The organism is Nocardia sp. NPDC006630, assembly GCF_040611495.1.
Classification (GTDB): Bacteria; Actinomycetota; Actinomycetes; order Mycobacteriales; family Mycobacteriaceae; genus Nocardia.
The window spans coordinates 356,297-370,985 of the sequence record NZ_JBEXOK010000008.1 but is presented as its reverse complement, the minus strand read 5'-3'; the positions used below and the strand labels follow the sequence as shown (position 1 = coordinate 370,985).

Here is a 14,689-nt window from a genome sequence, read left to right as displayed (position 1 = left end):
TTCGACTCGATGAGGCGTTATGACGCGCGAATCAGCGGCGGAACAGACCGCCACGGTTTTTCCGCTCTCTCCGGCGCAGCTCGGCATGTGGTATGCGCAGCAACTGGATCCGAGCGTGCCGCTCTCGGAGGCGCAATACATCGAGATGCGCGGGCCACTGGATCTCGCCGCGCTGCGGAGCGCCGCACTGGTCGCCGGGCGCGAATTCGGTTCCGGCGTACTGCGACTGGCGGAGATCGACGATCGGCCGTATCAGGTGGTCGATCCGGGTCTGGTGCCCGCGGTGGGATTCCTGGACTTCCGGGACAAACCGGAACCCATTGCGGCCGCCCTGGAGTGGATGCGCGCCGATGTCGCCGCACCCATCGATCTGCTCGGCGCCCGCGCCGGAATCTCCACGGTGATCCGGGTCGGCGACGACCACCACCTGTGGTTCACCCGCGGCCACCACATCCTCATCGACGGGTTCGGCTCGGTGACCATGCTGTACCGCGTCGCCGAGCTCTACAACGCCGCCGTCCGCCACGAGCCCGCCCCCGCCGGGACCGCCGCATCACTGCTCGCGGTGCACGAGGCCGAAATGACGTACCGCGAGTCCAATCGCTTCGCGACCGACGAGCGGTACTGGCGCGCAGTGACCACCGGCATGCCCCCGCGCTGCAGCCTTGTGTCCGCCACTGCCCCCGCCTGCGCACTGGGAAGGGAAGCTCGCGCCCAGCTGGAAGCGGGCACCGCCACCCGCCTGGAGAACGCGGCCCACCGTTTCGACGCCAGTTCGGCCACGGTCGTGATGGCGGCGGTCGCGCTGTACTACGCCCGCCTCACCACCACCGAGGACGTGGTACTGAGCCTGCCGGTCTCCGGCCGAACCACCGCACTGCTCCGCCGCTCCGGCGGCATGATCGCGAATGTAGTGCCGCTGCGGGTACGGGTGCCGCGCACCGGTACGGTCGGCGAAGTCCTGGACGCGGTCCGCGTCGCTGCCTCGGGAGCCTTGCGACACCAGCGATTCCGCGCCGAGGACATGCACTGGGGCGCTGCGGAGCAGAGCCTTGTCGAGGCCGAGGCCGAGGTCGAGGATGCGGGTCGGGGTGCTGCGGAGCCGGGTGCTGTCGGACGCAGCGCTGCCGCGTCGGAGACGGTTGAGCAAGGGGCTGCGGGGGATTGCGCGGCCGAGCCGGGTGCTGTCGAGCAGGCGGCGGCTGGGCGGAGCGCTGCCGAATCGGAGGGGTTTGGGCAAGGGCCTTCGGGGGAGGGCGCGGCGGAGCCGCGCGAGTCTGGGATGAGTGAGCACGGGATGGCCGGTGGGCTGGAGTTCGGTGCCGCTGAGCAGGGGGCGGGTGCCGAGGGGCAGCCGAAGGTCGGGCGGGGGTTTGTCGGGCCGGTTATCAATATCATGTTGTTTCCGGCGGGGATCGACTTCGCGGGGGTGCGGTCGAGTCTGCATGTGCTGACGTCCGGGCCGATCGAGGATTTGTTCGTCAACTTCTATCAGCACGGTGCGGGTGCGCCTATTCATGTCGACTTCGCGGCGAATCCCCGGCTGTATGACGAGGATTCGCTCGGGCGGCATCATCGGCGGTTCCTGGCACTGCTGGATTCGTTGCTCGGGGCCGAGGTCGATACGCCGCTGGCGGAGTTGGCGTACTGCACTGCGGACGAGCGGGGGGTTCTTGCGGGTTCCCATGGTGCGCGGGCGCCGGAACCGCAAGTGCTGCCGGAGATTCTGCAGGCGGGACTGCGGCGTACGGGCCGGGATGCGGTGGCAGTTGTCGGGACCGGTGGGTCGCTGACCTATGGCGAAGTGGATGAACTGTCGAATCGGCTGGCGCGCAGGCTGCTGCGGAGTGCCGGGTCCTCGGGTCGGGTAGGTCCGGAATCAACTGTGCTGCTGGTACTTCCGCGATCCGTCGAAGCGGTGGTTGCGCTGTGGGCGGTGGCCAAGACCGGCGCGGCCTTCGTACCGCTCGGCACCGGAATGCCCGGTGATCGGGTGGCGCGCATTGCCGCTGAATGTGGAGCCCGGCTGGGGCTGACCGCTGGGGCGGTCGCTGATCTTCCGGATGCGGTGCAGTGGATCGCCCTTGATGACCTGCTGTCCGATACAGCCTGGGCCGCACTGTCATCCGAGCCGTTGGACGTCACCGACCTGCCAGGTCGTCCGCGGCTGTCGAATCCGGCCTACGTCGTATTCACCTCCGGTTCAACGGGTGTGCCCAAGGGTGTTGTGGTGACCCATGCCGGTCTCTCGGGTCTGGCTGCGGCAATAGTGGATTCGTATCGAGTCGCTCCCGGCTCACGGGTGCTGCAGTGCCTGAACCCGAGCTTCGATGCCGCCGTCCTGGAATGGCTGATGGCCTTCGCCTCGGGCGCCACACTCGTGGTGGCCGAGCCGGATCCGATCCTCGGCGCCGAGCTGGCCGCGCTGGTGCGCGAGCACGGGATCACCCAGGTCTGCTCCACCCCGGCGGTGCTGTCCACCCTGGAACCGAATGCCCTGGACGGGGTGCGCGCGGTGTCCTCGGGCGGTGAACCCACGCCTCCGGATATCGTGGCGCGCTTCGGGATCGGCCGCGATCTCCTGAACTCGTATGGCCCCAGCGAGACGACAGTGGCCGTCACCTATACGAAAGGCCTTGTCCCCGGAAAGAATTCGGGGCTGGGCGATCCGGTACCCGGTGCGGGCCTGCTGGTGCTGGATCGCTGGCTGCGCCCGGTGCCGATCGGCGTCGCGGGCGAACTGTATGTGACCGGTCCGGGAGTCGCCCGAGGCTATGCCGGCCGCCCTGGATTGACGGCGGAACGCTTCGTCCCCGCCCCGGCGGGCGTCCCCGGCAGCCGCATGTACCGCACCGGCGATCTGGTGCGCTGGACCGCTGCGGTGCACGGGAAGGTGAGTGCCGGTGGGGAGTCCGATCCAGCCGTCAACGGCGAGCCGCTGAACGGCGGCCTCATCGGTGGTGAGGCGGTGGCCACCAATGGCGGCGGGCAGGTGATTCTGGAGTACGTCGGCCGCGCCGATTTCCAGGTCAAGCTGCGCGGCATGCGCATCGAGCTCGGCGAGATCGACGCCGCACTGGATTCACATGCGGCAGTGGAGATCGCGGTCACCGTCGCGCGTCCCGCACCGAGCGGCGGCACCATGCTGGCGGCCTATGTCGTACCGCATGCCGGCGCGACGGTCGGCGAAGCCGACCTGCTCGATCATGTCTCACGTCGCCTGCCGCCGTATATGGTGCCGGCCACCGTCACAGTGCTGGGCGCGCTCCCACTCACCGTCAATGGCAAAGTGGACCGCCGAGCTCTCCCCGAACCCGTTGTCGCACAGCCGATCCTGCGCGAACCCGCCAGCGATACCGAGCGCATCCTCTGCACCCTCTTCGCGGAGATCCTCGGCACCTCCGAAATCGGCCCGCACACTTCCTTCTTCGCCCTCGGCGGCGATTCCATCATGGCCATCACCCTGGTCTCGCGCGCCCGCGCCGCCGGACTTGTCTTCTCGGCCCGAGAGGTCTTCGAGCACCGCACCCCGGCCGCCCTGGCCGCCATCGTCTCCCGAGTCGCGGACCGCACCGCACAACTCCCGGAACTCCCCGGCGGTGGCCTCGGCCGCCTGCCGCTCACCCCGGTCGCCGCCTGGCTGCTGGCCCGCCCCGGCTGGGAGCATTTCGCCCAGTCCATGGTGGTCCGACTCCCCAGCGGCATCGAACCCGAAGCCCTCACCCACACCCTTCAAGCCCTCCTCGACCGCCACGACATGCTCCGCGCCCGCGTCGTAGACACCGCCTCCGGCCTCGAACTCGAGGTCCCCCCACCCCACCGCGTCGACGCCGCAGACCTCCTGACAACAATCGCCACCCCCGCCGCCGACATCGACCGCGAACTCGAAGCCGCAGTTGCCCGCCTGAACCCCCGCGCCGGCATCATGACCGCCTTCACCCGCCTGGACCCCGGCCCCACCACCCCCGGCCTACTCCTCATAGCGATCCACCACCTCGCCTGCGACATGGTCTCCTGGCGCATCCTGCTCCCCGACCTCATATCCGCCTGGGCCCAAGCCGCAGCCGGAACCACCCCCGCCCTTCAGGAAACCGGCACATCCATGCGCACCTGGGCCCACGCCCTCCGCGCCCTGGCCGAACAAGCGGATACACCCACCTCGGTGGGCCGGGCCGGCGGTGGAGACGAACCGGGGTTCAGCGGAACCTCTGCGCCGGAAGACGCGGCCCACGCGCCTGGTGACGAGTCGGACAGGGCAGTGCGGGTGTCGTCAGGTCGGCTCGGGACATTTCATTCGCCGGACTCGACCGGCGCAGATTTCACGGAAGGCGCGGCCTGCGCGGCGGCAGTCCGCGCGGTCGCGGAGCAGCCGACCCCGGTGGGGTGGCCCCGGCGCGAATTCGACTATTGGCGTGCGGTATTGGCGCCTGATCCGCTGCTGGGCACGCGGCGACTGGATCCGGCGCTCGATACCTACGGGTGTGCAGAGCGGGTCGAGATCGAGGTGCCCGGGCTTGCGTCGGCGGCGCTCGTCGGGCGGATCGCATCGACTTATCGCTGCGGTGTGGAGGATGCGTTGCTGGCGGCGCTGGCTTTGGCTCTGTCTCGATGGCGCTCTGCCCGTGGCGAATTCGGTGCGAGTGCGGCGGCGACAGTGGTGGGTATCGAGCGGCACGGCCGTGACGAGGCCGCTATCGCCGGAGCCGACCTGTCGCGCACGGTCGGCTGGTTCACCGCGCAGGTTCCGGTCCGGCTGGGACCGGTAGTGGGGGCGGGCTTTTCGTCGCCTGCCCGTGCTGGAACGAGCTATACGGAGCCGAACCTCATCGGGACGGCGCTGCAAGTTTCCCCAGGTTGCTTCGCCGGTACGGGATCGGACTCTGCGGGGGTGCAATCCCGGGAGGCAACGCTGCGCGGCGAGTCGACGCGGATCGGTGCTGCGGAGGCGGCTTTGAAGATGGTGAAGGAGCAGTTGCGGGCTGTTCCCAAGGGTGGGTTCGGGTTTGGGGTGCTGCGGTATCTGGATGCTGGGACCGCGGGGGAGTTGGGGGTGTTGGGGGAGCCGCAGGTGGGGTTCAACTATCTGGGGCAGGTGCCGGAGATGGAGGCGGCGGGGGATTGGCTGCCGGTGGGAATGGCGGCGCGGCTGGGTGGGCATGCGGCTGCGGATATGCCGCTGGCGGCGGTGCTTTCGGTGGATGCGGTGACGCTCGAGTCGGAGAAGGGGTCGCGGATTCGGGCGGTGTGGCAGTTCGCGCCGGGTGCTCTCGGCGGTGCGGAGGTGGAAGTGCTGGCGCGGGAGTGGGTTTCGGCGGTGGTGGAGATCGCCGAGCTGGTGAGTGCGCCGGAGGCGGGTGGATTCACGCCGAGCGATCTGCCGCTGTTGGCTGCTGATCAAGGCGAAATCGAGCTGTGGGAGCGGGATTACGGGCTGCTCGATGATGTGCTGCCCCTGACTCCGCTGCAGCGTGGATTGCTGTTTCAAGCGCAGTTGGCCGAAAGCGGACCGGATGGTTACTCGGTGCAGGCGGTGATCGATGTGGAGGCCGATCTCGAACTCGGCCGTCTGACGGCCGCGGCCGAGGCGCTGGTCCGGCGGCACGAGGTGCTGCGCGCCGGATTCGTGCAAGCCGGTGATCGTGCGGTGCAGGTGATTGCCGCGCAGGTGGCAGTGCCATGTGTCTACCGCGAGGCTTATGGCGCGACGGCGGCCGAACTCGACGAGATGGCAGCGGCGGAACTGCGAACACCTTTCGCGGTGGATGCGCCCCCGCTCATTCGCTTCCGGTGTATTGCTCTGGGGCAGCGCCGTTTCCGGATAGTCATCACCAACCATCACCTGATCCTCGACGGCTGGTCCATGCCATTGCTCCTGGCCGAACTCGTCGGACTGTACGAAACCGGCGGTGACGACCGTGGATTTGTGCCACCCGTGCCCTTCCGGAGCTACCTCGAATGGCTGTCCGATCGCGATTTCGACAGTGCGCGTGCGGCCTGGGCACAATCGCTGGCAGATCTGGACGGCCCCACCCTGGTCGCCCCGACCGCTCCGCACACCGATGTGTCCACCATGCCTGTCGCGCACAAGATTCCGCTGCCGAGTGGCCTCCCGGAGAGGCTGCGCACCACCGCCGCGAACTGCCAGGTCACCGTCAACACCATCGTGCAGGTCGCCTGGGCGCTACTGCTGTCCGAGCTCACCGGTTCCGCCGATATCGTCTTCGGCGCCACCGTCTCCGGTCGCCCGCCGGAACTGCCCGGCGCGGAGCGTATGGTCGGCATGCTGGTCAATACCGTCCCGGTCCGCATTGCCCTGGACCCGGCCGAACACCTCTCCGACCTGCTGTCCCGCATCCAGCGCGAGCAGGCGGCCCTCTCCGAACACCAATTCCTCGGCCTCGACGAAATCCACGCGCGCACCGGCCTCGGCCCACTCTTCGACACCGCCACCGTCTTCGAGTCCTACCCCGTCGACGCGGCCGCCCTCACCGCCGCCACACGTCAAGCACAACTCGCGGTCACCGATATTCGCACCCACGACGGCACCCACTACCCCCTGTCGCTGGCCGCATACGCGAACGACGGCCTCCGCCTGGAACTCACCCGCTCACCCCGGTATTTCGATGCGGAGCAGGCGAATTCGATCGCCACGGGATTAGCGCGACTGCTCGCAGTCCTCGCGGAGGATCCGCACCGCCGCACCGCCTCGGCACGAAGCATCGATCCGGTAGAGTCGCCCGCCATCCGCCACGGCGCCCCCGCCGCCCATACCCAACTGCTCCCAGATCTTCTCGCAAGCAAAGGAATCCACAGCACCGTCGCAGTCGTCGACGCGCATGCGCCGGCACGCACTGTGGCTGCCGATCACCGAGATCCAGGCGGCGGATTGCACTCCGGCGTCGTGCGCGATATGGCGGGCGATCGCGATCTCGGCAGCGCGTCGCACCCGCTGCGCTCCGGTGGTGATCTCGGCGACTTGCCAGCCGTTCGCGACGTCCGGAGCGAGGTCGGCGCGCTGTACCCTCGCGCATTCGCCATGGCCGGTGAGCTGACGTATGGCGAGCTGGATGTGATGTCGAATCGGCTGGCGCGCATATTGATCGGGGCGGGCGCGGGGCCGGAGCGGGCGGTGCTGGTGGCGCTGCCACGTTCGGTGCAAGCAATGGTAGCGCTGTGGGCGGTCGCCAAAACGGGTGCGGCCTTCGTGCCCGTCGATATCTCGCAGCCTGCTGCTCGCACCGCCGTCATCGCGGCCGAATGTGCAGCGGTACTGGGTATTACAGCCGATTCCGTCACTGAGGATCTGCCATACGAGGTGTCCTGGGTGGTGCTGGATGATCCGGATACCGCTGCCCGAATCGCGGCATCGCCGCCGGTCCCGGTGACCGATACGGACCGCCTTCGTCCTCTCTACCCCGAACATCCGGCGTACGTGGTCTTCACCTCGGGATCCACCGGTACTCCGAAGGGCGTGGTCGTCACCCACATCGGCCTGGCCGATATGGCTGCGGCTGCGGTGGAGCAGTGCTCGATCGATCGCGAATCCCGTGTGCTGCACTGCCTCAACCCCGCATTCGATGCGGCAATTCTGGTGTGGCTCTCCACTTTCGCGACAGGCGGCACGCTGATTGTCGCTCCGCCGGACGCCAATGCCGGCGCCGAATTGGCGGCGGCACTCACCGAAGGCGCTGCCACCCATCTGCTCTGCACGCCGACGGTCCTGGCCACCCTGGATGTCGAAGACCTGCGCGGAGTCCGGGTGATCGCCACCGGCGGTGAGACCTGCCCGCCCGCCCTCATCACCCGCATGAGCCCCGGCCGCCTCCTGGTGAACTCCTACGGCCCCGCCGAAACCACCATCGCCGCCGCCTACAGCGTGAATACGACACCGCAGACCGCCGCCGTGATCGGCACCCCGATCCCCGGCGCCAGCCTTCTGGTGCTGGACCGCTGGTTGCGCCCGGTACCTCCGGGAGCCACCGGCGAGCTCTACATTCGCGGCCCCGGCGTAGCCCGCGGATATGCCGGCCGCCCAGCGCTTTCCGCCTCCCGTTTCATTGCCGACCCCTACAGCGCGGGCGGCCGCCTGTATCGCACCGGTGACCTGATGCGCTGCACCGCAGCCGGATTCGAATACGCGGGCCGCAGCGACTTCCAGGTGAAGGTCCGCGGCATTCGCGTAGAACCCGGCGAGGTGGACGCGGTCCTCTCGACCCACCCCCAGGTCGAAACATCGATCACCGTCGCCCGCCGCACCCGCACCGCCACCACAGCCCTGCACTCCTACGTCACCCTCGTCGTTCCCGCGACGGCCCCGCCCTGGGAACGCGCAGTGCCCACCCGCGGTCCGGCGATCGAGTCCGGACGCCCTGCCTCCTCGGCCCAAGCCCATCCGGTGGCAGGTCCCGGACGGTTGAATTGGCACGCCGCTGCGAACTCCGACCTGCTCGATCCCGCCGATCCCGCCGGTCAACTCGGATTGACCGGCACGGCCGCTGGTCCGGTTGGATCAACCGGCCGCGGTGCCAGCGCCGTGCGATCGGCCGGCGGGTCTGCTGACGCGCCGCGAACTGCGGGTGCAACCGGAGGTGGGTTGCGAGCTGTGGGTACGGCTGGTGAGGATTCTCCGTCATCGGGTGCTGTTGTGCCCACTGCCGCAGTGCTGATGGCGTGGGTGGCGGTGCGGCTGCCGCGGTATCTGGTGCCGTCGAGTATTCAGGTGCTGGCGGAGTTGCCGCGTACTCGGACCGGGAAGATCGATGTGCGGGCGCTGCCGGAACCTGAGGTGGCGCAGGCTGAATATGTGGCGCCGGTCGGTGGGGAGGTGCTTGTTGCCGAGACCTATGCCGAGGTGCTGGGGCATGTGCGCGTTGGTTCGCGGGACGACTTCTTTGCGCTGGGCGGGGATTCGCTCATTGCCACCAGGGTGGCGGCGCGGCTGAGTGCGGCGCTCGGGACTTCGGTTCCGGTGCGGTTGCTGTTCGAAGCGCCTGTGGTGGCCGAGCTGGCGCGGGTATTGGGTGTGGGCGGATCGGAGGCGACGGGCCCGGAGCTGGTTCGAGGGCCCCGGCCGGAACCGGTGCCATTGTCCCCGGCGCAGCAGCGCATGTGGTTCGTCAATCGCTACGACCCGGCGTCTCCGGCGTACAACGTGCCTGTCGCACTGCGACTTTCCGGGTGTGTGGATCTCGCCGCACTGCGAACGGCGCTCTACGACGTGATCGAGCGGCATGAGACGCTGCGAACCGTATACCCCGATATCGACGGTGTCGGTGGGCAGCGCATCCTGTCGGCGGCCGAGGTGCCACTGGATCTCGAACCTGTGCCGATGACTCTCGACGAGCTGCCCGCGGCCGTGCTGCGCACAGTTACTGAAGGTTTCGACGTCACGGCAGCAGTTCCACTGCGTTTCAAGCTCTTCCGCATCGCACCCGGCGAACATGTGATTGTGCTGGCGGCGCATCACATTGCGACCGATGGCTTCTCGATGGCCCCGCTGACCCGGGATGTGGCAGCTGCCTATGCGACCCGTGCCGCGGGTCAGCAGCCCGCATGGGAGCCGCTGCCGGTGCAGTACGCGGACTACACGCTGTGGCAGCATGCCCGGCTCGGCGCCGAAGACGATCCGAAATCCCTGCTGGCACAGCAGCTCGACTACTGGTCCAGCACCCTGGAGGAGCTGCCGGATCATCTGGAATTGCCCACCGACCGCCCACGGCCGGCGCATGCCTCGCATCGAGCCGCCGAATGCACCGCCCGCGTGGACAGCGATGTGAGCGCCGCGATCGAACACTGCGCCCGAACCCACCGGGCCACCCCGTTCATGGTGGTGCACGCCGCCCTGGCGGTGCTGCTGTCCCGGTTGAGCGGCAGCGCGGACATAGTGATCGGGACCCCGGTCGCCGGTCGTGGCCATCGTGATCTCGACGACCTTGTCGGCATGTTCGTGAATACGCTGGTGTTGCGCACCGGCATTCACGCCGGCGAGACGTTCGGCGCACTGCTGGACCGGGTCCGCGATACCGACCTCGCCGCTCTCGAACATGCCGACGTCCCCTTCGAGCGACTGGTCGAGGTGCTGTCCCCGGCCCGCTCCGAGGCTCGCCATCCGCTGGCGCAGGTCATGCTCGTCTTCCAGAATCTGGCGATGCCGGAGTTGGAGCTGCCCGAAACAACGGTCATCCCCATGGAATTGCCGCAGACCAACAGCCGATTCGATCTGAGTCTCACCGTTGTCGCCGATCCGGACGGCCTGCAACTGCGCTGCTGCTACGCCACCGACCTGTTCGACGAGGCCACGGTCGCGGCTTTCGCCGACCGTCTCGTACGACTGCTCACCGTTGTCACCGCTGAAAGTGCCTCTACGGTAGGGGATATCGACCTCCTCACCGACGTCGAGCGGGAACAGGCTCGTATCGAACCAGAACCGGTCACCGCACCGCGCCCACTGGCGGAACTCATGGCCGCCGCCGTCGCCGCCAACCCGAGCGGTGTGGCGGTGGTATGCGGCGACCAGCAGCTGACCTATCGCGAACTCGACGAGCGTGCGAGCCTGCTCGCCGAGCGGCTGATACAGGCCGGTGCGGGACCGGAAATGCCGGTGGCAGTGGGTATTCCGCGCTCCATCGAATCGGTGCTGGCCGTCTGGGCGATCACCCGCACCGGAGCGGCATTCGTCCCGATCGATCCGGCATACCCACTCGACCGCATAAGGCGGATCATCGAGGTCTCAGGCGTGGGAATCGGCCTGACCGTTCTGGCCCAGTGCGACCGGCTACCGGACACCGTCGACTGGTGGTGCGTGGACGACCCGATGTCATCAGAAGTCGCTGCGGCACAGTCGAAGAAGTCTTCATCCCGCGAGTGCCGCCCCGAGAACCCGGCGTACGTCATCTTCACCTCAGGATCCACCGGCGCTCCCAAGGGTGTTGTGGTGACTCACACGGGTCTGGCGAATCTCGCCATGGCGCAGTGCGATCGCGACCGGATCACCTCCGATTCGCGAGTACTGCACGTCGCCTCCCCGAGTTTCGATGCTTCGGTGGTGGAACTCGTCATGGCGGTCGGCGCGGCAGCCACCCTGGTGATCGCGCCGCCTGCCGTTTTCGCCGGTCCCGATCTCACCGAACTTCTGGCACGAGAGCATGTTTCGCACATCGCCCTCACCCCCTCGGCGCTCGCCACCGTGGAACCCGCCGGGCTGCACGACCTCCGCACAATCGTCACCGGCGGCGAACCCTGCCCGCCCGAACTGGTGGCGGCCTGGGCCGCACCGAACCGGCTGCACTTCAACGACTACGGCCCCACGGAGGCGACCGTCTGGGCGACCGGCAGCGCACCATTGCGGCCGGGCGCGACGATCACCATCGGCACACCCGCTCCCGGGGGCCAGGCACTCGTCCTGGACAACCGCCTGCGCCCCGTGCCGGACGGTGTGGTGGGCGAGCTCTATCTCGCGGGCATCGCCCTGGCACGAGGCTATTTCGGCCGTGTGGACCTGACCGCCGCCCGCTTTGTCGCCCACCCGTACGCGCCGGGCCGCCGCATGTACCGCACGGGTGATCTGGTGCGCAGGCGTGCCGGCGCTCTGGAGTACCTGGGCCGCACCGACACTCAGGTGAAGCTGCGCGGCCTGCGCATCGAACTCGGAGAGGTGGAGGCCGCGCTCACCGCCGACCCGGCGGTGGCCCGTGCGGTCGCGCTGGTGTGCGAGGACGCGCACGGCGGAATGCTCGTCGCCTACGTGGTCCCGGAACTCGGCGCGGAGATCTCGCTCCCGAGCCTGAAGAGCGCAGTCGCACAGCGGGTCCCGTCGTATATGGTCCCCGCCGCCCTCATGACGCTGGACGATCTGCCGCGCACACCCAACGGCAAGCTGGATCGCGCCGCACTACCCGCGCCGGAGCTCACCACAGGCGCCCGGAAGCCTGCTATCGGCCCGCAGGAGGAGGCGGTGGCCGCCGTTTTCGCCGAAGTCCTGGGCATCGAACAGATCTGGCGTGACGACGATTTCTTCGCCCTGGGCGGAAACTCGCTCATCGCCACCCGAGTGGCCGCCCGACTGGGTACCGCGCTGCAGACGACCGTCCCGGTGCGGGCGCTCTTCGATGCGCCGGTGGTGGCCGAATTGGCGGCATTGGTTGCCGCCGAATCCCTGACCGATCGACCCCGGCCCGGCCCTCGTCCCCGTCCGCAGCGCATTCCGCTCTCCGCCGCACAGCAGCGTATGTGGTTCCTCAACCGCTACGATCCCGGTTCGCCGGTCTACAACATCCCCGGTGCCTTCGATATCGAAGGGAGCCTGGATATTACGGCGCTGCGCACCGCCGTCGACGATGTGGCGGACCGTCACGAGACGCTCCGCACCAGCTATCCTGCCGGCCCCGACGGGATGCCGTACCAGAACATCCTGCCCGCCCGGGCGGGCTCCACACCGATCGTTGAAATCGACACGACTCCAGCGGAAGTCGCGCAGCAGCTGATCGCCCAGCTGTCTCGCGGTTTCGACATCACCAGGGAAGTGCCGCTACGAGTCTGCGTACTGCACACCGCCCCGCAGCATGCGGTACTGGCGCTCGCCGTTCACCACATAGCCGCTGACGGCTGGTCGATGGCGCCGCTCGCACGAGATGTGCTGGCCGCGTACGTGGCTCGGGCAGCGGGAGATCGGCCGCAATGGACCGAACTACCGCTGCAGTACGCCGATTACGCACTCTGGCAGCGGGAACTGCTCGGCGCCGATACCGACCGCACCAGCCTCGCCCACCACCAGCTGGAATTCTGGCGCACCCGTCTCGACGGATTGCCCGAAGTCCATCGGCTGCCCACCGATCGTCCCCGCCCCGAGGTCCCGTCCGGGATCGGTGACCGTATCGAATTCACCATCCCCGCACTGGTTCACGACCGAATGCAGGTCTTGGCACGAGCCCACGGGGCGACCCCGTTCATGGTGGTGCACGCGGTCCTGGCGGTATTGCTGGCCCGGCTGTCCGGTACCCCGGATATCGTCCTCGGCTCGGTTGTCGCGGGCCGCGGAGACGGCGAATTCGACGACCTCGTAGGCATGTTCGTGAATTCGGTCGTCCTGCGCTCGCATCTGGACCCGGCCGCCGATTTCGCCACGACCCTCGACACCGTCCGCCGTGATGATCTGGCCGTCTACGGCAATACGGATCTGCCCTTCGAACGCCTGGTGGAGGCGCTCGCCCCGGTCCGCTCCACCGCTCATCACCCGCTCTTCCAGGTGCTGCTCGCCTTCCAGAATGTCCAGCCCGCGCGAACCACGCTGCCGGGTCTCGAGATTCGCCCGGTCGAAGCGCCTGCTCCCGGCTCGAAGTTCGACCTGGAATGGATGGTCGCCGAACAGTTCGGGCCCGCAGGCGAACCGGCGGGCATCACCACCTCGCTGATCTTCGCCACCGATCTGTTCGATCGCACCACCGCCCAATCCATGGCCGGCGGCTTCCTCGAACTGCTCACCGCGCTCACCGAAACTCCCGATGCCGCAATCGGTGTGATCGAGGTGCCCGGCGGGCTGCCCGAGCTCGCTGGGGAGATTCACGACGACGCTGCACCCGCGGTGCAGGTTCGCCCGGAGCGTCGCGCCTACCGAGCCCCGCGCACCGACGCCGAGCGTGCGCTCACCGCAGCCTTCGGAGCCGTCCTGGAATCCGATCGAATCGGAGTGGACGACAACTTCTTCGAGGTAGGCGGCAATTCCATGGCCGCCGTGCGCCTGGTCACCCTGATTCGCGAGCGCACCGGTATCCCGCTACCGCTGCAGTGGATGTTCCTCGACCCCACACCTGCCGCATTGGCCCTGCGCCTGTCCGAGGCCGCCGAACAGCCGGAGGTCGATCCGTCCATGCGGGTCATGCTGCCTATGCGCCCGGCCGGGACCGGACCCGCCCTGTTCTGCGTTCATCCGGCTGTCGGATTGGCTTGGTGCTACGGCGGTTTGGTGCAGTACATCGACCGCGTGCACCCGGTCTACGGTCTCCAGTCGCCGGGTGTGGTGGACGGCGGCACGGCCGATCGCACCATTCACGATCTCGCCGTGCGCTATGTCGACGAGATCCGGCGTGTGCAACCGGACGGCCCGTACCACCTGCTCGGCTATTCGGCGGGCGGCGTCCTTGCGCATGCCATGGCGGTCGAGCTGCGCCGGCGCGGTGCGGAGGTGCCCGCGCTGATCATGATGGATGGCCGTGCCGAGGTGGAGATCCTCGACGACGGCACTATTCCGCCGCTGGCACTGCTGCTCGCCGAATTCGGCGGCATCGAGGTGCCGCCCGGTGCCGCGGGAATCACCGCTCCGCAGGCCGCCGAACTGCTGGCGGCGTCCGGAATCTCCTTCACCGCCACCGAAATCGAGCACTTCTATAGTGATATGCAACACCTGCTGCGGCAGATCTCGGACCACCGCCCCAGCATCTTCGACGGTGATCTGCTGTTCTTCAGCGCGGCGGGTAATCCGGCCCCGCTGCCGAATGTCGCCACGTGGCGGCCCTATATCACCGGGCCGATCACCGATCACCTCATCGATTTCGGCCACAATCAACTCGTCAGCGCCGCGGCGCTGACATTCATCGGCCCGATCATCAGCGCTTATCTGGAGCGGTAAGCCGGGAAAACTTCTGGGACACAGTGCGCTGGGGAAGAATGGGCGCAGACAACCCGCTCGGCTAGG

At 68.2% G+C, this 14,689-nt stretch carries 1 protein-coding gene; it reads left to right on the top strand.

Annotated features, from left to right (window positions below; genetic code table 11):
• Positions 1-19 precede the first annotated feature (19 nt).
• Positions 20-14,623, top strand: a complete 14,604-nt coding sequence (locus ABZX86_RS25420) for an amino acid adenylation domain-containing protein (protein ID WP_355127152.1) — start codon at positions 20-22, stop codon at positions 14,621-14,623.
• Positions 14,624-14,689 lie beyond the last annotated feature (66 nt).

Bases quoted from the DNA above. Each gene is read 5' to 3' on its own strand.
- ABZX86_RS25420 (WP_355127152.1), top strand. From the start codon at position 20: ATGACGCGCGAATCAGCGGCGGAACAGACCGCCACGGTTTTTCCGCTC.